Raw genomic sequence first — 23,246 nt, forward strand, 5'->3', positions numbered from 1 at the left:
AGCTTCATGCAGAAAGATGACAGTCCGGGCAGAATATGGCATGCTGATTTGCCATTAAACTCCGTGTTGCCAGAGACCAGCGCCAAGACAATGACTGATCATCAATCCAAACCGCAAGGCACTCAACCTGTTGTGCCTGTTGCTGCTGAAACCCAGACCACGCCTGCCCCGTCAATTGAGGCATCAGCCACTACTGCGCCCAATGAGCATGAAGCAGTAGCAAAGCCTGCTGCAAAAAAAACTGCAAGCCGCAGTGTCAGCAAGCGCCGTAGCTTTAAGGGCCTGAGTCTGGAACAGCGCCAGAATGAACGGCGTGAAAAACTGATTGAAGCAGGCCTGCAAGTATATGGTACGCAAGGATTTTTTTCAGTGACCGTGCGGGATGTATGTAATGAGGCCAAGCTGACTGAACGTTATTTTTATGAGTCATTCAAGCGCAGTGAGGAGTTGTTTAAGACCATTTACCTGCGCCTGATTGAGCAGCTCCAGCAGAATATTCTGGCGGCAGTGATGCAAAGCAAGGCTGAAGCCAAACTGATGATTGAAGCGGGTTTAACCGCCATGTTCAAGTCCTTGCAGGATGATCCGCGCATGGCGCGTATTTTGTTTATTGATGCGATTTTAGTGCATGAAATGCATGGCAACACCATTAATGAAGCGGTATCACGCTTTGACCGCATGATTCAGGCCTTTATGATGCTGATGTTTCCCAAAAAGCCAGTACCCAAAACCGACCTGTCACTGCTATCTACCGGGCTAAACGGTTTTGTCACCCACATTGCCATGCGCTGGGTAATTGGGGGGTTTCGCGAACCGTTGTCGCAAGTGCTGGCGGCCTGTCAGGTGGCGTATTTGTCCATATTGCAGTGGATGGAAAAAGAGCCACAGGACTGATTTTTGCCTAATTTATGGATTTTTCAGCAAAACTTTGACAAATTCGCGGCAATTTAAGATTTTTGCAATAAAACTGTCATGTTTTGGCTTTGTAATAGGATTGTCATATCGTACAGCCAAAGCCTGTCGGGCTGGCGCGGCATATTGCCTTACGAAAACAGGTGGCTTTACAACAACAGGCTGATCCCATAAAAGGCATAAAGATGAAAGATGATTATATTTTAATAGTCGATGATGAATCGCCAATTCGCGAGATGATCCATACCGCGCTGGAAATGTCCGACTTTAACTGCCAGCAGGCTGGTGATGCCAAACAGGCGCACCAGATGATTGTTGACCAGCGACCCTGTATTATCCTGCTGGACTGGATGCTGCCCGGCGGTACTAGCGGCGTGGACTTGTGTCGCCGCCTCAAGCGTGATGAAACACTGGCAGAAATCCCGGTAATTATGCTGACAGCACGTGGCGAGGAAGACCACAAGGTGCAGGGTTTGGATGCCGGTGCCGATGACTACATGACCAAGCCGTTTTCCACCCGCGAGCTGGTGTCACGCATTAAGGCCGTATTGCGCCGCAGCAATGCACTGAACAATGAAAAACTGATTGAAGCCGAAGACCTGCTGCTTGATCCGGTTAGCCAGCGCGTCAGTTATCAGGAAAAAATCATTGAAATTGGCCCCACTGAATACCGCCTGCTGGCATTTTTTATGACCCATCCGGAACGGGCCTATACCCGCGCGCAATTGCTCGATCAGGTGTGGGGCGGCAATGTGTATATTGAAGACCGTACCATTGACGTGCATATCCGTCGTCTGCGCAAGATTCTGGAACCCTACGGCGTTGACCGTTTTGTGCAAACCGTGCGCGGCACCGGCTACCGTTTTTCAACCCGTACCGATCAATATACCTGAGCCGTTACACCAAATTATATTGGCTTGCGCAACCTTATACCCTTAGGGCCAGAACACATCCTGCATGAATCTTAAAAGCTTTAACCTCAAGCGTTTTAACCTGAAAACCCTGCAACCGCAAAGTCTTAACCTGAAAACCCTGCCTATATGGCGTGATCTGGTCAAAGACCTGCGGCTGTGTCTGGTTGTGCTGCTGGTTGCTGCGGTCATTGGCTTACTGACCCGTGCGCTGTGGCCTTGTCTGGTCATTGCACTGGTGCTGTTTATTGGCTTGCAGTTTCGGGCCTTTTACCAGATTTATTACTGGATTCGTTTTCAGCCCGAGCAAAATCCGCCCGAACTATCCGGGGTGCTGGGTGAAATCCTGTATTTGCTGTACCGTTACCAGCGGCAGGAAAAACAGGCCAAAACCGAGCTGATCAATACCATTGCCCGCGCGCAAACCTCTATTTCGGCGCTACAGGATGCCGTGGTGCTGATTGACAGCAAGCAACATCTGGAATGGTGGAACCCGGCTGCCGAACAGGTACTGGGTTTAAAGGCAGTGGATGTGCAGCGTCCGGTACTCAATATTATCCGCCATCCGGAATTTGCCCATTATTTTGAAAACCTGCATGACTATCCTAATGGCATCAAGCTAGATTCATGGGTCAAGCCACAGCATTTTATCCAGTGTGAAGTCACACCATTTGGTGACCATGAATTCTTGCTGCTGGCCTATGACATTACCCATTTGCATCGGCTGGAACAAATGCGCAAGGACTTTGTGGCTAATGTATCCCATGAGCTGCGCACGCCTTTAACGGTGATTAGTGGCTATCTGGAAATGCTGGGCGAACAGCAGGATGTCAGTTCACGCTGGCAACGTGCGTTCAAGCAAATGCAGCAACAAACCCGGCGCATGAATGCCTTGGTTAATGACTTGCTGTTGTTGTCCCGGCTGGAAAATGAAGAGCTGATCAACAAGGATCAGGTGATTCATATGGCTTCCCTGCTCAACGAGCTGTTTGATGATGCGCAGGCTTATAATAGCGACTACGGCCATACCTTAAACCTGCACATTGAAAGCCATTGCAACCTGCTGGGATCAAAACTGGAAATTGCCAGTGCCTTTAGCAACCTGATTACCAATGCCATCAAGTACACACCAAAAGGCGGCGTCATTCATATTGGCTGGTCATCTGATCAGGAACAGGGTTATTTTTATGTGGAAGACAACGGCATTGGCATTGAGGCCTACCATATTCCACGCCTGACCGAACGTTTTTACCGGGTGGACAGCGCACGTAGCCGTGATTCTGGCGGCACGGGTCTGGGTCTGGCCATTGTCAAGCATGTGCTGGCCCAGCATGAAGGCTATCTGGATATTCAGTCCAGCATTGGTCAGGGCACCACCTTTAAGGCCATCTTTGCCCAGTCAAGGCTGGTTGAATAATGGCTACAAGCTTAAAAAATACCTGGATAACTCAATTTGGGGCAGCCTATAATTTTCTATATTTAAAACAACGAGAACAGCATGCACAACCTTAGAACCACTAGAAATCAATGGCTTGAAGCATATTACTCAGGCAATCATGATGTGCTTGCTGTTTTGGAAGCCGATGATTTTTGTGTGAAGGAAAACAACCGCATAACCAAAAATGACTGGCGTTATCAGCATATTGAACGTCTAGTCAAACAAGGCAAGTGGCAGCCAGAAAAGTTACGGGAAAAAGATATTCAATTTCATCAGGTCAGTGGCACTGAATATCGTGTTACTGCAACCGTTTATTCGGATATTGTCCAGATGAGCATTGAAGAAAAATGGCGGCTTGAAACAGGCCAATGGCGGGTGACTTTTCTTGGAATGGTTGCCTTATGAATTCAGGCTTATAGCTGTCAGGTTTTAAATTAGGCAAAGGCCTATTTTAGGGAAATCAAAAAATTAAGCCTGAATGACCAATTTTTCTAAAAAGAATTTGGATGTTGCCAAGGAAACAGCGTTGCTCTATAACTAAAATCAAGCCTTCAGAATTTTTGCGGTGTCGCCCTGCCATGACCGAATCCAGCCATGCCGTTCCCCAGCTTGCCCGTAGCCGCACACTGGCCCAGATTGCCCTGCTGATTGCGGCAAGCTGCTGGGTTGTTTTGCTGATACTGGTGAAGTTTTTGCCGGATTATGCCTGGCTGCTGCATATTCTCATGCTGGCTGCCGAAGCCGGTGTGGTGGGTGGCCTTGCCGACTGGTATGCCATTACCGTGCTGTTTCGCAATCCATTTGGCAAAATGCCATTACCGCGCCTGCTGCGTGAGCACACCGAAATCATTCCACGCAACAAGGCCCGCATTGCCGAATCCATGGGCCGCTTTGTGCAGGAAAACTTTTTGTCGCCAGACATTGTGCGCCAGTCCTTGCAGCGCAACGATGTCACCCTGATGGCCGGTGACTGGCTGGCCCAGCCTGCCAACGCCCAGCAAATTACCGATTTGTTTCAGCAAACTGCACCGCGCATTCTGGATTTTTTTGGTCAGGACACCATTAGCGAGTTTATGCAAAAGAATATCGTGCAATGGGCCAAAAATACCGACATGCATCACCTGAGCAGCGAGTTGATCCGGGCCGTACTGGAAAATGACTTTCATGAGGATGTACTGCAACGCGGCCTGGATACTGCCCATGTCTGGGTTAAAAACCATCCGGACAAAGCCCGGGCACTGGCCAGCCGCATGTTTAACGAGCTGGGCGTAGGGACACTGGCCTGGGGTGCTGGCCTGATTGGCATTGACGTGCAGCGCCGTATCATCAATGCCTTTATGCAAAAGGTCGAGCAGATTCTGGAAAACCCGGAGCATCCATTGCGTGTAGGATTAGAACAGCAATCACAGCAACTAATGCTGGCCCTGCGTGACCCGGAATCCGCTGCTGCTCAACAGCTCAACACGACCAAGAACGCCCTGCTGGATAGCCCGGCAGTAGTGAATTTTTTAACCGGAGCCATTGTCATTTTGCGGGATGCCATTAAGGGCGACCTGCAAAGTGAGCAGTCTGCCATTGCCCATAACCTGAAATCTGCCATTATCCGGCTGGGTAAAAATATCAGAACCAGTCAGGAGGTGCGGCAAGTGCTTAACCGTGAAATTGAAAAACTGGCCGTTACCTTTAGTACCGATTATGCCGACAAGGTAATTCGTTATATCAGCCAGCGTATCCATGAGTGGGATTCACGGGAAATGATTGCCAAGATTGAAAGTGAAGTGGGTGGCGACCTGCACATGATCCGGGTGAATGGCGTGGTGGTGGGGGCATTTATTGGCCTGATTCTGGGCGTTATTCGGGCGCTGGTTGAAAATATTCCGATGTAGAACCGTCATATTTAGCGTTAAGATGTGACAGTGTTCATCAAAATGATGATAATGCCTGCGCACGCATGGGCAATAATGCGTTCAGGTCAAAGCGGGCCAGCTGTTCTTCAAGCCGTTTTTAATAAAAATCTGCTCATTTTCATGGCAACAATAATCAGGATTCACCTGCATGCTCCAGTCAATCATTGCTGATTTTCAACAGCATTTATGGCTTTACCTGTCCATTCCCTTTATTAGCGGCTTTATTGGTTATGTGACCAAGGTCATTGCCATTCAAATGATGTTTGCCCCCATGGAGTTTAAGGGAATCCGGCTGTTTGGCATTCCGCTGGGCTGGCAGGGCATTGTCCCGCGCAAGGCTGAAAAAATGGCCACCGTGGCTGTGGAGCTGATGACCAGCAAGCTGATCCGGCCTGAGGAAATCTTTGCACGGCTTGATCCCAAGCGCATTGCCAAGGAAATTGAACTGCCCATGATGGCGGCAGCGGCCGAAATTACCCGTGAAGTGGCGCAGGAATACCAGCCGGGCTTATGGGAAGGCATGCCGGAATTTGCCCGCAAGCGCCTGATCCGCCGGGTGCAGGCCAAGGCTCCGGAAATTGTTGAACACATCATGACCGAAGTGCAAAAAGATGTGGTGCATTACTTTGACATCAAGCACATGGTCATCAGCAACCTGCTCAAAGACAAGCGCTTGCTAAATGAAATCTTTAAAAAAGTCGGCAAGCAGGAATTCAAGTTTTTTAGCAATGCCGGTTTTGTGTTTGGCTTTGGCATTGGCGTAATTCAAATGGTGTGCTGGGTGCTGTTCAAGCAACCGTGGATGCTGCCGGCCTTTGGTGGCTTTGTGGGCTTTTTTAGTGACTGGATTGCCCTGCAAATGATGTTTAGGCCCTTGCGCCCGAAAAAAATCATGGGTGTGACCATTCAGGGTTTGTTTATCAAGCGACAAAATGAAGTGGCTGCCGATTATGCGGCGCTGATTTCCAAGCAACTGCTCACCTCGCGCAATATGATGGAAGAACTGTTTTCCGGCACGCATTCGGATCGGGTGATTGAACTGGTCAGCCGCCATGTTAAACAGGAAATTGACTTGCAAGCCGGTATTGTACGTCCGCTGGTGGTGTATGCCATGGGCGGTGAAAAATACCAGCGCCTAAAAGAACAGGTGGCCACCCGCATTCTGGCGCAATTGCCGGAAACCATGAAGCATGTGGAATCCTATGCCGAAGATGCCATGGATATCCGCAACACGCTGGTGACCCGTATGCAGCAGCTGACACCGGAAGAATTTGAAGGCATGTTACGGCCTGCGTTTAAGGAAGATGAATGGTCACTGATCATTGTGGGGGCCGTGCTGGGCTTTTTGGTCGGTGAAATGCAGATTCTCTTTATGCTGTGATGCTGTACCAAAATTGATGAAAGCTTTTGGTTTTGTACGGCTGTGTTAACTCCGTCCGATTCTTGGTTATAAAATAGTGAGTTAGTAATGACTTGAATTGGGCCAGCCTGTTATAAACAACTCAGTCATTCATTAAACTGATTTTAGGCGTAATTATTTCGTGCCCAGCCGTCCTTCATCCATGCAGCATTTCTTATCGGTTTCTACCCTGTGGAAACCATTTTTATTATTTCTGGTGCCGCTGCTGATCACCAACATCCTGCAATCGCTATCTGGCACCATCAACACCATTTTTGTCGGTCAGTTGCTGGGCGTCAATGCCGTGGCTGCTGTTGCAGTATTCTTTCCCATCCTGTTTTTCCTGCTGTCGTTTGTGATTGGTTTGGCAGCGGGTGCCAGTGTATTGATTGGTCAGGCGTGGGGCGCGCATGAACTGGAAAAGGTCAAGCAAATTACCGGTAATACGCTGGCGCTGGTGATGAGCCTGGGTGTGGTAATTGCCATTATTGGGGTTAGTTTTACTACTCAGGCGCTTAACCTGCTGGGTGTACCACCGGAAATCATGCCACTGGCGGTTGACTATTCGCGCCTGATGCTGGTGGCCAGCCCTTTGTATTTTATCTTTATTGTCTATACCTCACTGATGCGTGGCGTGGGTGACTCAATCACCCCCATGATTTCCATGGGCTTATCTATTGTAGTAGGTCTACTTGTAACTCCGGCTTTAATTCAGGGCTGGCTGGGCTTACCGCAGTTAGGTATTCAAGCGCCTGCTGTTGCCACCATTGTGGGATTTTTAGTGGTGCTGGCTTACCTGTTTTTTTATACCCGGCATAAGCAGCACCCACTGGCCCCCGACGCCCGGCTAATTGCGCATATCCGCTTTGATGGCCCGGTAACCAAGCTGATTTTGCGCCTTGGCTTGCCCACTGCCTTGCAAATGGTCACCAGTTCTATTTCCGGGATTGTAATTATTGGGCTGGTGAATCATTACGGTGCACACGCCACTGCGGCCTATGGGGCGATTAATCAGGTATTGAGCTATGTGCAGTTTCCCGCCATGTCCATTGCCATTGCCGGTTCCATTTTTGCCGCGCAAGCCATTGGTGCTGGCAAGGATGAAGCACTTAACTGTGTCACCCGCACGGCATTAATCATGAATCTGGTGTTTACCGGCACGCTCATTTTAATGGCTTATGTGTTTTCACGGCACCTGATGGCGCTATTTATTACCGATGCCAGCGTGATTGAACTGGGCCAGCAACTGCTGCACATTGTGCTGTGGAGCATCTTGCTGTTTGGCGCGGGTTCCATTTTTGCTGGCATCATGCGCGCCAGTGGGACAGTGCTTGTGCCCATGCTGATTAACGTGGGCTGCATTGTGCTGATTGAACTGCCCTGCGCAGTGCTGTTTAGCCACTGGTATGGCTTACAGGGCATCTGGTTTGCCTATGCGCTGGCGTTTACCATGATGTGCATTATCCAGACTGCTTACTACCAGTTTGTCTGGAAGAAAAAAACCGTCCAGCGCTTGATTTAAGCAGCGAATTTTCCCATTTATTCTTCAACCAATGAATTGATTTGGGGATTTTTGCGCTTTGCCATGCTGAAAATTTCAACAAAGCAGGACGAAATGCGCATTTTCTGGCAAACTAGGCGACTTTATTGCGACCGCTTATTTGTGATATGAAGTTGCTTCATTTGCATGCCTTGCCTGCCGATATGCAGTTGCCGCCCACGGCAATTACCATTGGCAACTTTGATGGTGTCCATCTGGGACATCAGGCAATGCTGCACACGCTGAAACAGCGCGCGCAGGCTGATGGCCTTAAAACACTGGTGATGCTGTTTGAACCGCAGCCGCTGGAATTTTTCAAGGGTAGCGATGCCCCGCCCCGCATTACCTCCTCACGTGAAAAAATTGAATTGTTGCGTGCGCAGGGTATTGATTATGTGCTAATTGCCCGTTTTGATCAGGCTTTTCGCTCGCTCACTGCCCGTCAGTTTGCCGACCTGCTGAAATTTCAGTTAAATGGCAAGGCACTGGTACTGGGTGATGATTTCCGCTTTGGTTGTGACCGCGCGGGCGACAGTGATTTTTTGCGTGCTTATGGGTTTCCCATTGATGATCTGGAAACCGTGCTGGTACATGGTGAGCGGGTGAGCTCTACCCGTATCCGCAACTGCCTGTTGCAGGGTGATTTTAATGCCGCCGCACACCTGCTGGGCCGTCCGTACAGCATTACCGGACGGATTCAGTATGGTGACCAGATTGGCCGTACTATTGATTTTCCTACCATTAATGTGGCGCTCAAACGCCTGACACCCTGCCTGCATGGCATTTATGTGGCTGAGGTGCAAACCGTGTATGCGCCGTCGCTCCCTGAACGGGTGGCCCAGCAACACAGCGGCCAGCCATCAGGTTTACAGGGTATTGCCGGTTACCAGCCCCTTAGCATTCTGGGAGCAGCACATGTGGGTACGCGGCCTGCCATTGCACAGGAAAAGCCCGAATGGCGGCTGGAAGTACACTTTCCCGATTTAAGCGCCAACCTGTATGGCCTGCTGGTGCGGGTCACTTTTTTGCATTATTTGCATGGTGAAAAAAACTATTCCTCACTGGAAGCCCTTAAAGCCGGCATTCTGCAGGACGTGAATGACGTGCGTGCCTTTCGCCAGCAATACACTGATAGTAATGCTTTAAGTTTTCTAATGATTTGACCTGTTTTAATCGCCAGTAGGTCGTCCTGCTGGCCTAAAGGATGATGTGATTGATGAGCAACCAGACTAAAGACAGCAGCCAGATGACTGAAGGGGTCGATTATAAAAGCACCCTGAATCTGCCGGATACTGCATTTGCCATGAAAGCCAATCTGGCTACCCGTGAAGCCCAGTGGCTGGGTGAGTGGCAGAGCGATGGCCTGTACCAGCAAATCCGGGCAGCACGCGCCGGCCAGACCAAATACATCCTGCATGATGGCCCCCCATATGCCAATGGTTCTATTCACCTCGGTCATGCGGTGAACAAGGTGCTTAAGGACATTATTGTCAAAAGCCGCACTTTGTCTGGTTTTGATGCGCCTTATGTACCGGGCTGGGACTGTCATGGCTTGCCGATTGAACTCAAAGTCGAAGAAAAAGTAGGTAAGGTTGGCGATAAGGTCGATGCCAAAACTTTCCGCAAACTATGCCGCGATTATGCCGCCAGTCAGGTTGCTATTCAGCGCAAGGACTTTGAGCGTCTGGGCGTGCTGGGTGACTGGGACAATCCCTACCTGACCATGAATTTTAAGCAGGAAGCCGATATTGTTCGCGCACTGGGCAAAATTGTGGCCGCAGGGCATGTGCAAGCCGGTTTAAAGCCAGTCAACTGGTGTCTGGATTGCGGCTCAGCACTGGCCGAAGCCGAAGTAGAATATGAAAATAAAAAATCCGATGCCATTGATGTGGGCTTTGGCGTGGTGGATCTGGCTGATTTAAGCCAGCGCGTTGGTGTTAGTGTCACTGTGCCGACTGATATTGTCATCTGGACAACGACACCGTGGACGCTGCCTGCCAATCAGGCGGTTGCCCTGCATCCAGACATTGACTATCAACTGGTTAAAATCAATAGCGACCGTGGCGAACATGCCTTGGTACTCGCCAGCGAACTGGTGGCATCTGCCTGTGACCGCTATAAACTGGACAATCCGCAAATACTGGCGGAGTTTAAAGGCGCCGTGCTGGAAAAACTGCTGTTGCAGCATCCCCTCATTGCCACGCGTCAGGTGCCGGTCATTTTAGGTGAGCATGTCACGGCTGCCAGTGGTACCGGTGCAGTACATACCGCACCCGGTCATGGTGTGGATGACTACAAGGTAGGCCTGCAATACAATCTGGCCGTAGATAATCCTGTAGCCAGCAATGGGGTGTATTTAGCCACTGCCCCAATTTTTGCCGGGCAGCATATTTACAAAGCCAATCCGCAAATTATTGATAACTTAAAAACCATGGGCAAGCTGATGGCACACCAGCCCATCAGCCACAGCTACCCGCACTGCTGGCGCCACAAAACCCCGATTATTTTCCGGGCCACCCCGCAATGGTTTATCAGCATGGAGCAAGGTGGGCTGCGTGAGCAATCCATGGCGGCCATTCAGGACGTCCAGTGGATTCCCGACTGGGGCAAAAACCGGATTGAAGCCATGGTGGATGGTCGTCCGGACTGGTGTATTTCACGCCAGCGTACCTGGGGCGTGCCCATTCCATTTTTTGTGCATAAAGACAGCAACGAATTGCACCCGCGTACCAGTGAGCTGATTGAGCAGGTGGCGCAACTGATTGAACAGGAAGGTGTGGAAGCGTGGTTCTCTCTGGATAAAGCTACACTGCTGGGTAGTGACAGCGATCAATACAACGCCATCAAGGACACGCTGGATGTGTGGTTTGATTCCGGCACCACCCATTATGCGGTGCTGGAGCAGCGTGATGATTTGCACTCTCCTGCCGACCTGTATCTGGAAGGGTCTGACCAGCATCGTGGCTGGTTCCAGTCGTCCCTGCTGACAGCCATTGCCATTAACCAGCAGGCACCGTTTAAAAACGTGCTCACCCATGGTTTTACCGTGGATGAAAACGGCCGCAAGCTGTCCAAATCGCTAGGCAACTATATTCCGCTGGAAGATATCATCAAGCAGCTCGGCGCGGATGGCCTGCGCCTGTATGTGGCCTCCAGCGATTATCGCTACGAGATTGCCGCCAGTAAGGAAATCTTTAGCCGGGTGAGTGATAGCTATCGCCGTATCCGCAATACGCTGCGCTTCTTACTGGCTAACCTCAATGGCTTTAAACCCAGTACCGATCTGGTGCCGGTGGATCAGCTCATTGCGCTGGACCAATACATTATCCAGCGGGCCGGTGAGGTGCAAAACAATATTATTGCCGCCTATAACGACATGAATTTCCATGTGGTATGCAGTCAGCTAACTGGTTTCTGCATTAATGATCTGGGTGGTTTTTATCTGGATATCATCAAGGATCGCCAGTACACCACCAAAGCCGACTCACATGCCCGCCGTTCGGCGCAAACTGCGCTGTATCATCTGGTGCAGGCCTTTGTGCGCTGGATGAGTCCAATCCTCAGCTTTACCGCACAGGAAGCCTGGCCACTGATTCCAGAACAGTCTGAAAAATATGTATTTACTACCGCATGGTATACCTTGCCACAGGCGACTACGGCCAACGTGATTTCCAATGATCACTGGCACGTGCTGCTTCAGGTCAAATCAGCGGTTAACAAGCAGATTGAAGCCGCGCGCAATGCCAAACTGGTGGGCAGCAATTTATCCGCTCAGGTTGACCTGTGGGCGGATGACAGCCTGTATCCGGTACTGGATCAACTGGGCAACGAACTGCGTTTTGTACTCATTACCAGTCAGGTCAACCTGCATGCGTTTGACGCTGGCCAAAATAGCAATGCTCAGGGCGAAGCCACAGATCTTGACGGCTTACGGGTTAAAATTTCATCGGCAGATGGCATTAAATGTGCGCGCTGCTGGCATGTCTTGCCGGATGTCAGTAGCCATGCCGAACATAGCACCATTTGCGGGCGCTGTATTATCAACGTAAGTGGTTCAGGTGAGGAGCGCCAGTATGCCTAACTCTCAACACAACATCAGCCAGTTCCGGCTACACAACCTATGGTGGCTATTGCTGGCGGTGGTTTCCATTGTGCTGGATCAATACACCAAGCATCTGGCCAGCAGCCAGCTCACCTTTGCCGAACCCGTACCAGTACTGCCATTTTTAAACTGGACCCTGCTGCATAATTATGGCGCCGCATTTAGCTTTCTGTCCGATGCCGGCGGCTGGCAGCGTTATTTTTTCTCGGGCCTGGCCACACTGGTATCCATTGCATTTACGGTCTGGTTAATGCGCATGCCAACCCAGCTTAAAGTCCTGCCACTGGCCATTGCCCTGATTCTGGGGGGTGCAGTGGGCAACCTGATTGACCGGATAACGTTGGGTTATGTGGTGGATTTTATCCATTTGTATTACCAAAACCATCACTTTCCAGCCTTTAATATTGCTGACAGTTCCATCACGCTGGGAACTATCCTGCTGATCATTGACACCTTTTTTCTGGAAAAATACCGGATTCAAAAAGCCGTGGCACAAGCAGCACCTCAAGCAACCAAGCCTCAGGAGTAAAACATGACGGATTCAAACAACCCTGCGGGCAACGCGCAGTTCGTCAATCCCAATGAAGACACCCGCATTGGCGAAGGCAGTAAGGTCGAATTACATTTTTCAGTGGCGCTGGAAAACGGCATTGAACTGGACAACACCCGCATCCGGCCAGAAGCAGTAAGCCTGACTATTGGTGATGGCAACCTGCTGCCCGGTTTTGAAAATGCCCTGCTGGGCCTGCGTGCCGGTGACCGTCGTACCGTACACTTGCCGCCAGAAGATGCCTTTGGCCCGTGGAATCCGGACAATGTGCAAACTTTTGATACCGTCAAGTTTGCCGAGCGCCCACAAGTTGACCAGATGATTGAATTTGAAGACAAAAGTAAGTCGACCTTGCCGGGTGTGGTCAAATCAGTGACTGATGACATTACCGAAATTGACTTTAACCATCCGCTGGCTGGCCGCAATGTGGTCTTTGAAGTTGAAATTATCCGGGTCACACCAGCAGGCCAATCCGGTTTTTCCATTTTGTCCAGTAACGCGGGCAAGCCATCTTAAAACACGTATGGCGTGGCAACTCTAAAAACAGCTGGTGATTCAACAAAAAAGCACCCGTCAATTTGATCAGGTGCTTTTTTGATACCAGATGGTAGGTGAATAAAAATATCTGGTTAAAAATAATAGCCAATGGAAATATACAGCAGCTTTTTCCAGTCAGCATCCTGCCTGCCCTGCGCATAGCTGCTGGCATCATCCCCCACCATGGCATCATTCTTGCCAATCATGTATTCAGCAAAAATACCCATCGGGCCATAATTAAAGCCAATTCCGGAAATCAGCCGTTGCGAAGTAGCAAAGCCTTTTGGCTGCTTGTCCATGGCGCTATAGTTGAGATATGGCTTGATATTACTGAATTTCCCATAGCTTTCTGGCCAGTGGTAAGACAGCTCAGCACTATAATAATCATAGTCATTGGCCAGATTATAGCTATAGTCAAAGGCACCAAATGTACTAATGTCCGGCATTTGCATGTTTTTGTTATCCAGACGGTGCTGTCCGGCCACCAGTGTTGCATTCCACTGGTTCCAGTTACTGCTGCCAAATACATTCCACGCATCGCGGTTACCGGACTGGCCATTTTGCTGGTTTTTCAGGGTTGAATGCCAGTAGGAAACACCCAGCGTATGATTTAATTCTTCACTTTGCACAAACCGATGGCTGGCCCGGCCAACCAGCATGTTTTTTTCTTCAATATGGGTGCCATTATCAGGGTCATCGGCCTGTGCCAGATTAGCGCTAAAACGGCTGGCATCATTAGTTTGACCGACATAATTGCCGCCATCGTGCGGATAAAAGCCCAGTGACAGCTCATTAGCCGACGTCTTGTACTGGTATTTGATACCCGGATTATGCGTGTCTTCCAGCCCCAAGTTATAGGCCGTGCCCTCATAATAAGTGCTGCCCCAGTACTGGGCCGGGCCAAAGGGAACAGGCATCATGCCGACACTAACCTGCTGTACAGGATCAAGCTGATAGCCGACCCACGCATCCACCAGCATGCTCAGGTCACATAATTCTTCGGTACGGTAACAGCGGTAATCAGCATAGGCCAGCCATGTCGGTGAGCTGTAATTCACTACCAGCTTGCTGTCTGCAAACTCCAGTTTGCTTTTATCCGTCTGGGCAAAATCCTTGTACTGGTACTTGGCCCGAATAGCCCCGCCAATCTCCAGCTTGCCCGGCCCATCCACTGCCACCTCAACCGCATAACCATTTTGACTGGCCAGCCACAAGGGCAGGCATCCCAGCAGTGGGAGTAATCTTTGCTTTTGCTTCAACACATGCACCTATCGCGTTATAGGCCGTTGCCAGTCAGATCATGACCGCCACACGGCACCAGAATTGGCAATAAAAAAGGCCTAGAATTTTGTTCCAAGCCTTATTTTTAAAGGGCGCTATGATACGAAAAGTGCAGTAGACAGCCTAGTCTAATAGCTTAGACTTTAGTCTAAGCCCGGCTGACCTGCCAGTCATTCCGGGCTTTCGCTTAGGCAGGCAGGCTATCGAGGAACACCCGGAAATCCTGTGCAATCCGGATAGTGGTTTGCTTGGCAGAAGGATTCAGAAAGGTCAGGTTAATAAAGCCATGGCCATGGCTTTCAACCCGGTCCAGAATCACGCGGTTGCCCAGTTCACGCATGCGATTCGCGTAAGCTTCGCCTTCATCACACAACACATCGTAAGCAGCACTCACCACCAATGCAGGGGGCAGGTTGCTCAAATCACCCAACATGGGCGTCACCAGCGGATCTTGCAACGTCAAGTCACTCAAGCCGACATACGCATAGTTGGCTTCTTCAATATCCATGTCACTCAGGAACAATCCCTGGGTAAAGGCCTTGCGCGACTGGTATTCATTCACCAGATCAACCACCGGATAAAACAGTAACTGGGCGGCTGGCGCATCGGCCGTACCCTTGGTTTGCTGGCTAACCACAGCAGACAGGTTACCCCCGGCACTGTCACCACACACACACACGCGAACTGGGTCAGCGCCCAGTTCAGCCGCATGCGCCTTGGCCCATTTTAAAGCGGCAACGCAATCATCCACCGCAGCCGGCGCTGGATGTTCCGGTGCCAGACGGTAATCCACACTCAGCACCTGCATGCGGCCATAGTGGCACAACAGGCGGCAGGCTTCATCATGAGTATCTAAATCACCTACCACAAAACCACCACCATGATAAAACACCAGCAATGGCACGCTCTTGCTGGCTTGCTGGCCCTGTTCGGTCCGATAATGGCGTACATTTAACTTACCCGCAGGCCCGTCAATCTGGAAATTTTTAATCTCAGCAACCGGGGTTGGCTTGCCAGCGATTGACAGCATTTCACGGCGAAAATTCCGGCGGCTTTTCACGGCATCACGGGTCACCAGACTACCCCCGCCTTCCAGTTGGCGAAATGCCAGTAGCAGGCGAATGTGCGGATCAAGACCGGCATACTCATGCTGATAGCCCATCAGCCGGGCCAGACGCAACTGTAACGGAGCAGGCAAATGTGCCAGCAGGCGTGCCGCATCTCCACGAGCCTTTCCACCTGCCTGAGAAACCTGACGACGAATTGTTTTTGCTAAAGACATTATTGCTTCCTGAAACGTCAATTGCCGTTATATTGAACTGCCGAGTTTAGTTTGACAAGTTTTAGACAATAAATATTGTCAAATTTTTATATAAAAAAGCCGCAGCTCTATCGAACTACGGCTTTTTAGCTGCTTCTACCCAGATCAGATATAAGACAAATACTTAATCAAGGCTTTCGAGCAGTGATTTAACCCGGCATTTAATCAATATCGCTTAAATCCACACCCAGACGCAAGGAGACTTCTTCATAAGCCTCGACCACACTGCCCAGGCCCTGACGGAAACGGTCTTTATCCAGTTTTTTCTTGGTGTCCTTGTCCCACAGGCGGCAACCATCGGGTGAAAACTCATCACCCAGAATCACGCGGTCATGGAATACACCAAATTCCAGCTTGAAATCCACCAGCAGCATGTTACCGGCATCAAACAGCTTTCTTAGTACATCATTAACCTGATAGGTCAGTGCCTTCATTTGTTGCAACTGGTCTTCAGTGGCCCAGCCCATGGTCACTGATAGTGACTCATTCACCATGGGGTCACCCAGCGCATCATCCTTATAAAACAGCTCAAAGGTTGGCGGCGTTAGCGCAGTGCCTTCTTCAATACCCAGACGACGGCACAGGCTACCCGCTGCATAGTTACGAACCACGCATTCTACCGGAATCATTTTTAAGCGCTTAACCAGCACTTCATTGCTGGACAGCAATTTTTCAAAATGGGTTTCAACGCCAGCTTCCTGCAATTTTTGCATGATAAACGCATTAAAGCGGTTGTTGACCTTGCCTTTGCGCGCCAGTTGCTCAACTTTTTTACCGTCAAAAGCAGAGGTATCGTCACGAAACACCAGAATTAAATGATCAGCATCTTCGGTTTCATAAACTGATTTTGCTTTACCCGTATAAAGTAAGGATTGCTTTTCCATTACAGGACCTTTTGAAATAGATTACCGCGTTAGGCCGGCCAATTTTGGTTGAGTTGAACAAGCACGTCAGACGCCAGATTTTTGTCGATCAGCGCATTTTTGTCATCCTGCACGGTAATCGTAGTGATTGTACCGGCACGGTTTAGACGAAGATAAACCGTTTGTTTGTCTGTTTTGATGGCCACCCAGCCCGTACTCTGGTTACGGTCAACCACCTGAATATTGGCGACACTCAGGCTTGCTGCCAGCAGATCCCAGATCCGGTTGGCATCACCTTCAATTTTTAATAATGGATAGCCATTGCCATCGGTTACCAAGGTTGGACGTGACGGCGCACCAATGCCCACATTAGCATTATCTGCATTGCTCACACCACTGTTTTGCGCCCGGGGCATTTCAAAACGGTTGCCTTTTTGATTGGCAAAATTGGGTGCAGCTTCCAGCGCAGCAGGATTAATGGCAGGTGCCGGGTAAATGGCAGTCATCGGACGGGTTTCACCGGCAGGCAACTGTAATGGCGGCAATACTGTCGCCTCTTTGTAGGCCAGTGAATGATTGTCAACGCTAAAGCGGCTACAGCCCGGTGTAACAACCAGAGTCAATAGCGATAAACCCAGTACAAGCCCAACGCGATACAGCATGGTTAATCCTCAAATTAGGACGTTTTAGCGTGCAATAACACCACTGTCCAGCAAGGCCTGATGAATAAGCGGCTGGTAGGACTCGGCTAAAACGGTTAATGGCAGGCGAATTCCGGTTCCGATTAAGCCCATGTCACTTAATGCCCATTTTACCGGAATTGGATTCGACTCGCAGAATAATACCTGATGCAGGACAGCAATGCTGTTATTAAGTTGTTCTGCCTGCTCACGATTTCCTGCTTTTGCAGCTTCACAAACCTGACTCATCACACCCGGTGCCACGTTGGCAGTTACCGAAATATTGCCCTGTGCCCCCAGCAGTATCAGACGGTAAGCAGTGGCATCATCACCGGAATACACGGCAATCTTCTGGTTCAGGCGGTTAATCAGGTCATGGCCACGGTTCAGGTCGCCGGTGGCATCCTTGATACCAACAATACGGTCCACATCAGCCAGACGGATCACAGTGTCGTTGTGCATGTCCACCCCGGTGCGGCCGGGAACATTATACAAAATCTGGGGCAGGTCTACTGCTTCAGCCACAGTCTTGTAATGCTGGTACAGGCCTTCTTGGGTGGGCTTATTATAATATGGGGTCACCAGTAAAGCTGCATCAGCGCCCAGTTTTCTGGCAGTTTCGGTCAGCTCAATGGCTTCACGGGTTGAATTGGCACCGGTTCCTGCAATTACTGGAATACGGCCAGCCACGGCCTTGATTACGGCTTCAATCACCTGTGCATGTTCTTCAACATCCAGTGTTGCTGATTCGCCGGTTGTTCCTACCGCGACAATACTGTGCGTTCCCTGCTCAATGTGCCACTCGACGAGCTTCTTCAACGCGTCCCAGTCCACGCTGCCATCGTGATGCATTGGGGTGACCAATGCGACAATTGAGCCATGAATGGTGGTTGCCTGTTGCGTCATTTTTTTATATATCCTGTATCGCCATCAAGCACTAACACGATAAAAAATAGTGAATGGATGGGGTGATTAAACATGAGTGATCAAACATGCAAATGGTAAAAAACCCACGTGCTAAACACAAGTTAATTTCGCTGAATTTAACCTGTGTTTAGCACTCTCACCATTGGCGTTACCGGGCAAAATACAATACAAAAAGGCCAGAACATCGTCTGGCCTTTATATGTAGCATTTTGGCGCCACATGAAATCTGGAGCGGGAAACGAGACTCGAACTCGCGACCCCAACCTTGGCAAGGTTGTGCTCTACCAACTGAGCTATTCCCGCGTAGGCCGCTATCTTAACCTGTAATTGGGTTGAGTCAAGTATTTTCAGTTTTTTTCAATACAACTGACGCTTTTATAGTCAAAATAACAAGCCTTTTCGTATTTTTTAAAATAATTCGTGATTTACCTACAAAAACCCTATGGAACAGCCTGCTATTTTAGCTTTATGTTAAGTACAGGATTTAAAATAGCAATCTGCTCAGCACTGTGGGTGAAATTCCTCAAAATAACCTATGGTTTCACCAGACGTCTGCCAGATCACACTAAAAACAGCCCATTTAGAGGATTTTTCCCGTGCGTATTCTTCCCGTATTAAGCCTGTCTGCTGCCATGGCCCTGACCGGTTGTGCCAGCTCCACCATGAATAGTGCCACTGGTGTAGACCGTCGCCAGTTGTTGCTGGTATCCAGTGAGGAAATTAACCAGAGCGCAGCACAAGGCTACCAGCAAGTACTGGCTGAAGCGCGTCAAAAAGGCGTGCTTAACCCCAATGCAGCACAGTTACAACGGGTACAGCGTATTGCCAACCGCCTGATCCCGCAGGTCAACGTCTATCGGCCAGATGCCCGCACCTGGAACTGGCAGGTTAATACCATCAAGAGCAACGAGCTAAATGCCTATTGCGCACCCGGTGGCAAAATCATGTTCTATACCGGCATCATTGACCGCCTTAAGCTGACTGATGATGAAATTGCTGCCATTATGGGTCACGAAATGGCCCATGCCCTGCGTGAACATGGCCGTGAACGGGTATCGCGCAGTAGTGCCACTCAACTGGGCTTAAGCGTGTTGGCTTCAGCAGTGGGCTTAACCGAAGGACAAACCCAGCTTGCCGGTATGGCCACGCAGCTCGGCCTTGACCTGCCGTTTAGCCGCAGTCAGGAAAGTGAAGCCGACTCGCTGGGCCTTGAACTCATGGCACGCGCAGGTTACAACCCACAGGCAGCGGTAACCCTGTGGAACAAAATGTCAGCCGCCAGCAAGGGCGAACCACCACAATTCTTAAGTACGCATCCGGGTTCACAAAACCGCGTGCGTACCATTCAGACCCTGTTGCCCAAGGTCATGCCATTGTATCAGCAGGCGCGCCGTTAAGCCCTACCATCTTGGCAATAGTCCATGATTGGTAACTGAACAAATGCAGGTGAAGCCTTTTGGTTACACCTGCATTTTTATTCAGGTAGTTCAGTCATCAGATGGTTCGCATTTTAAGGGTGTAACGGCTGCATCTGGTTGCCAATGCCTTTAGGATTGGTACCATACTGGTTTGGTGCTGGTGTACTATCCATACACATCATCACAATCAATGCCAGCACGCCAATCACCGGGATAAGCGCCAGCAACACCCACCAGCCACTACGGCTGGTATCATGCAAACGCCGCACCGCCACAGCCACACCCGGAATCAGCACAATCAGCAGATACAAGCTACTAAGCGTAAAATTGCTGGGGCCAAACAATACCGTGTCAATAATACTGAGTAGCACGGCAATCATCAGGTGAATAAAAGCAAACATCCAGTATTCCTGCCGTCTGGCTCTGCCCTTGAAGTTGGTATAATTATCCTTAACCACTTTGAGATACCAGTTCATAACCTACCTCCCGTGTGTCCTGTTCAGTTTTTCACTGTTGTTTTAATTCTTTTTGTTTTATTAAGGTGCCCTACAGTGAAACGGTCTTTTTTAAAAGGCCTTCACCTCTCCAGCCCTGAACAATTAATGACTGGTTAAAAAATGTATAGCGCAATTTAGCAGCATGAACAATGGGCTTTTATACCACCACTGCATCTGACAAAAGCCAGCAAACACCAGCTCATTGAAAAATATTTTTAGAAACCACATGTATCATTTTATGCGTTTGAAACATAAAGTCTTTTTAAAAACCATTTAGGTGAAAATAAAGCACACATGGCTGATCTTGTTATCATATTGGCGATATGATAACCTAAAAACAACAAAAATTGCCGGTATGGCAGATAACAGATTGAGACCTCCCCTATGACATTATTAACGTCAGCACCTGCATTTGCCAATCGTCCACTGGGTTCAGGAGAACTGTTATGGTGGCGAATGAGTCAGGCGGCTTCCAATACCGGGGTAGTGATTGCCCAGATTGATGGCCTTATTGATCCTTTCAGGTTACAGCAGGCAATCCGCCATGTTAGCTATATTTTCCCCATGCTGCGTGCCCAAGTTATTGAGCAGGCGCAACCCTGTTTTCATTTTCCACAAGTGGTTGATATCCCGCTTATTCGCATTAAGCGCGAATCAGACCAGCACTGGCATAGTGTGGCCGAGGAACAGGTCAACCACTCGCTAAACCAGATTTCCAAGCCCTTGTGCCATTTTATTCTGGTACACGGCCATAAGACGTCAGAGCTACTGTTTGCTTTTAATCATGCACTCATGGATGGCCTGTCTGTCGATACCCTGCTGAGTGAAATTCTGCACTGTTATGCAGGTTCACCTACCTATCTGCAACCGCGTGCGCCACTGCCACCTTATGATGACCTGCTGGAAGACGGCAGTTTATGGCATTCCATCCGGCATAACCTTAAAACCATTGGCAAACTGTTACGTCCACAGGCTGTAGCGCAATTTACTGCCCCGGCTTTAGCAGCATCTCAAAAATCCCAGACCCGCTTTCAGGAACATTGGCTGGATGCCACCCTTACCCAAAAACTGGTTAACGCGTGCAAGGCAAAACAAAGCAGCATGCATGGCTTGCTCAGTAGCGCCCTGCTGTTAACCGCTGCCGAGTTTATTACTGATTCCGACAGCAAGCCCATCCTGCTAAGTACTGCCATTAGCGTACTGCCTAAACTTAAACAGCCGTGCCATCAGGAAGTGGGCTACTTTGCTTCTGCCATTGATGGCACGTTTCAGGTAAGCCCGGCGGCCGATATCTGGCACATTAGCCAACAGGTCAATCAGGATTTTAAGCACAAGCTGTCGCGTGAGCATATAGCTTTTGGGTTGTGGTTACGCCGTCTAATTATGTCGATTAAAAAAGAACCACAGCAACTACTGCAAATTATTAATAAAAATTCACGTAATAGTGTTCACTTTACCAATATGGGGCGGGTTAACTACCAGCAGTGCTATGGTGAACTTACCTTACAGCGCTTTATTAATTTACCTAGCTTGAATTATCTGGATAAGCCACTCATTTGCCTGGCAACCACCACTTTTCAGGGACGGGTGCAACTGACCTTTTCCTATAATATTCCGGCCTTGCAGCCACAAATGATTGAAACATTTGTCCAGCGTTATCTGGCCAATTTGAATACTGCCTTGCCTGAACTGGCTACCCACTCTTTACAGCTTGATGAGATATCAATATGACCGCTGCTTTCAATCCCACCCTGGATCAACTTGACAGTACCGACAGCCACGATTTTATTACTGTTTTTAGTCCTAAAAGTCCTTGCAGCACGGCAACCCTCATTCATATATTACAGGCAAACCGCGATTACTTTATCCAAAAAATTGCACAACGCGGCGTCCTGCTTTTTCGGGGATTTACCCCATGCAGCACCGAAGAATTCCATAGTCTGGTTACACAGGGACTAGGCTTAGAACCATGGAATTCTTTTAATAACAATAATATGCCTGCGTTTATTGCCAGTTGGTTACGCAAATATAGTGAAGGCTTGCTGGGTTCGGGGGATTACAGACGCTATCTGGATAAGAACACCGTGCAACTTGGTCCGGTTGAGTCATCCATTCAAGGCCCGCATGTGGAAGGCGGCGTTCGCTCAGAACGTTCACGCTATCTGGCGCTGTGCTGTTTTGAACCTGCACCCTATCTGGCCGAAACAGGCATGGTAGATCTAGGCCGTGTTTATAAAGAGCTACCTAGCGCCTTACAGCAAAAATACCAAACGGCATGGAATCGTTTTTATTATATTTCACAGCGAAAAGTCAGACTAATGGACAAAATGCTACTTAAGCGTAGTCCATTTACCATGCTGGTTCGTCCAGACGGTAAAGCCCATCTGGCGCTGGCACCCTGCCCGGCAGTATGTCGCGTGCCTGAAACCGGGGAGCTTTGTATCCAGCCATGGGCATTTGCCAAAAATACCAATGAAATTGCACATGCAGCCGCAGTTCAAGCCTTTCCAGATCGGGGTACTATTAACAAAGACTCAACTGCTGATGGCATGAACCTGACCTGGGAGCTTTGTGATAACACTGGTCAAAGCATAGCGTGGAATACGACTGAACAGCGGGCACTTTTCGACAGTATCTTTAATAAGGCCTACCTGATGAACTGGCAAAAAGGTGACATTGCTTTAGTGGATAACATCAAGATAGGTCACTGGCGCATGAATGGTGAACAAGGCAATCGCAAACTGGTGCAAATTCAGGCCAATGCATTTGATGCCAGTCAGTTTCGGGCTTAAGCGTTGTTTATATTTTTCCAGTCTGATGCACAGCCTGCTCTTTGTAAAGCAGGCTTTTTAATGACGATTTATAGCTCGTTGAAAGCAAAGCCAGATTACCTTTAAAGGCGAGGCTTTTTGAGGATATTATTTTCAGGGATAAAGAAACCCCCATCAGATTAACTGATGGGG

General features: G+C 49.3%; 20 protein-coding genes and 1 tRNA gene. 14 read left to right on the top strand and 7 right to left on the bottom strand.

Annotated elements, in window-relative coordinates:
- Positions 1-174: 174 nt before the first annotated feature.
- From BKE30_RS13255 to BKE30_RS13305, 11 genes are all read left to right on the top strand, one after another.
- The gene (locus BKE30_RS13255) at positions 175-894 is read left to right on the top strand and encodes a TetR/AcrR family transcriptional regulator (protein WP_076879079.1); all 720 of its coding nucleotides are present in this window, start codon (positions 175-177) and stop codon (positions 892-894) included.
- Between the two features lie 203 nt (positions 895-1,097).
- Positions 1,098-1,805: a phosphate regulon transcriptional regulator PhoB gene (phoB, locus tag BKE30_RS13260; protein WP_076879057.1), complete on the top strand. Its 708-nt coding sequence runs from the start codon at positions 1,098-1,100 to the stop codon at positions 1,803-1,805.
- 64 nt (positions 1,806-1,869) lie between these two features.
- Positions 1,870-3,240, top strand: coding sequence for a phosphate regulon sensor histidine kinase PhoR (gene phoR / locus BKE30_RS13265; RefSeq protein WP_076879058.1), 1,371 nt, complete (start codon positions 1,870-1,872; stop codon positions 3,238-3,240).
- A 144-nt stretch (positions 3,241-3,384) separates the two neighbouring features.
- Positions 3,385-3,666 (top strand): hypothetical protein, encoded by a 282-nt coding sequence (locus BKE30_RS13270; RefSeq protein WP_076879059.1) that lies wholly within the window; start codon positions 3,385-3,387, stop codon positions 3,664-3,666.
- 173 nt (positions 3,667-3,839) lie between these two features.
- Positions 3,840-5,147: a DUF445 domain-containing protein gene (locus BKE30_RS13275; protein WP_076879060.1), complete on the top strand. Its 1,308-nt coding sequence runs from the start codon at positions 3,840-3,842 to the stop codon at positions 5,145-5,147.
- A gap of 181 nt (positions 5,148-5,328) precedes the next feature.
- Positions 5,329-6,549 (top strand): DUF445 domain-containing protein, encoded by a 1,221-nt coding sequence (locus BKE30_RS13280; protein ID WP_198938087.1) that lies wholly within the window; start codon positions 5,329-5,331, stop codon positions 6,547-6,549.
- Positions 6,550-6,730: 181 nt separating this feature from the next.
- Positions 6,731-8,089, top strand: coding sequence for an MATE family efflux transporter (locus BKE30_RS13285; RefSeq protein WP_076879062.1), 1,359 nt, complete (start codon positions 6,731-6,733; stop codon positions 8,087-8,089).
- 146 nt (positions 8,090-8,235) lie between these two features.
- Positions 8,236-9,270, top strand: a complete 1,035-nt coding sequence (ribF, locus tag BKE30_RS13290; protein WP_076879063.1) for a riboflavin biosynthesis protein RibF — start codon at positions 8,236-8,238, stop codon at positions 9,268-9,270.
- Between the two features lie 83 nt (positions 9,271-9,353).
- The gene (ileS, locus tag BKE30_RS13295) at positions 9,354-12,188 is read left to right on the top strand and encodes an isoleucine--tRNA ligase (protein WP_076879080.1); all 2,835 of its coding nucleotides are present in this window, start codon (positions 9,354-9,356) and stop codon (positions 12,186-12,188) included.
- Positions 12,181-12,738, top strand: coding sequence for a signal peptidase II (lspA, locus tag BKE30_RS13300; RefSeq protein ID WP_076879064.1), 558 nt, complete (start codon positions 12,181-12,183; stop codon positions 12,736-12,738). The genes ileS and lspA overlap by 8 nt, the downstream gene beginning before the upstream one ends.
- Positions 12,739-12,741: 3 nt before the next feature.
- Positions 12,742-13,275, top strand: a complete 534-nt coding sequence (locus tag BKE30_RS13305) for an FKBP-type peptidyl-prolyl cis-trans isomerase (protein ID WP_076879065.1) — start codon at positions 12,742-12,744, stop codon at positions 13,273-13,275.
- A gap of 113 nt (positions 13,276-13,388) precedes the next feature.
- Here BKE30_RS13305 and BKE30_RS13310 read toward each other — a convergent pair whose 3' ends face one another.
- From BKE30_RS13310 to BKE30_RS13335, 6 genes are all read right to left on the bottom strand, one after another.
- Entirely contained in the window at positions 13,389-14,555 is a 1,167-nt protein-coding gene (locus tag BKE30_RS13310) for a hypothetical protein (RefSeq protein ID WP_143253738.1), read from the bottom strand.
- A 209-nt stretch (positions 14,556-14,764) separates the two neighbouring features.
- Positions 14,765-15,859 carry an alpha/beta hydrolase gene (locus BKE30_RS13315; RefSeq protein WP_076879066.1) on the bottom strand — a complete coding sequence of 365 codons (1,095 nt, stop codon included), beginning with the start codon at positions 15,857-15,859 and terminating at the stop codon, positions 14,765-14,767.
- 200 nt (positions 15,860-16,059) lie between these two features.
- Positions 16,060-16,782, bottom strand: a complete 723-nt coding sequence (purC, locus tag BKE30_RS13320) for a phosphoribosylaminoimidazolesuccinocarboxamide synthase (RefSeq protein WP_076879067.1) — start codon at positions 16,780-16,782, stop codon at positions 16,060-16,062.
- Between the two features lie 29 nt (positions 16,783-16,811).
- Complete coding sequence (bamC, locus tag BKE30_RS13325) at positions 16,812-17,423, bottom strand: outer membrane protein assembly factor BamC (RefSeq protein ID WP_076879068.1); 612 nt, start codon at positions 17,421-17,423, stop codon at positions 16,812-16,814.
- Positions 17,424-17,447: 24 nt separating this feature from the next.
- A complete protein-coding gene (dapA, locus tag BKE30_RS13330; RefSeq protein ID WP_076879069.1) occupies positions 17,448-18,347 on the bottom strand; it encodes a 4-hydroxy-tetrahydrodipicolinate synthase in 900 nt (299 codons plus the stop codon).
- A 248-nt stretch (positions 18,348-18,595) separates the two neighbouring features.
- Positions 18,596-18,671, bottom strand: a tRNA-Gly gene (locus BKE30_RS13335).
- Positions 18,672-19,000: 329 nt separating this feature from the next.
- Between BKE30_RS13335 and BKE30_RS13340 the strand changes: the two genes are divergently transcribed.
- Positions 19,001-19,765, top strand: a complete 765-nt coding sequence (locus BKE30_RS13340; RefSeq protein ID WP_076879082.1) for a M48 family metallopeptidase — start codon at positions 19,001-19,003, stop codon at positions 19,763-19,765.
- A gap of 113 nt (positions 19,766-19,878) precedes the next feature.
- Here the strand turns inward: BKE30_RS13340 and BKE30_RS13345 are convergent, their stop codons facing one another.
- Positions 19,879-20,262, bottom strand: a complete 384-nt coding sequence (locus BKE30_RS13345; protein ID WP_076879070.1) for a DUF805 domain-containing protein — start codon at positions 20,260-20,262, stop codon at positions 19,879-19,881.
- A gap of 405 nt (positions 20,263-20,667) precedes the next feature.
- Between BKE30_RS13345 and BKE30_RS13350 the strand changes: the two genes are divergently transcribed.
- Together BKE30_RS13350 and BKE30_RS13355 are read left to right on the top strand one after the other, a co-directional pair.
- On the top strand, positions 20,668-22,014 hold the full coding sequence (locus BKE30_RS13350) for a phthiocerol/phthiodiolone dimycocerosyl transferase family protein (RefSeq protein ID WP_076879071.1): 1,347 nt from the start codon (positions 20,668-20,670) through the stop codon (positions 22,012-22,014).
- Positions 22,011-23,075 carry a TauD/TfdA family dioxygenase gene (locus tag BKE30_RS13355; protein WP_076879072.1) on the top strand — a complete coding sequence of 355 codons (1,065 nt, stop codon included), beginning with the start codon at positions 22,011-22,013 and terminating at the stop codon, positions 23,073-23,075. Before BKE30_RS13350 ends, BKE30_RS13355 begins: the two co-directional genes overlap by 4 nt.
- Positions 23,076-23,246: the final 171 nt, after the last annotated feature.

The sequence above is a fragment of the Alkanindiges hydrocarboniclasticus genome, from assembly GCF_001982605.1.
Classification (GTDB): Bacteria; Pseudomonadota; Gammaproteobacteria; order Pseudomonadales; family Moraxellaceae; genus Alkanindiges; species Alkanindiges hydrocarboniclasticus.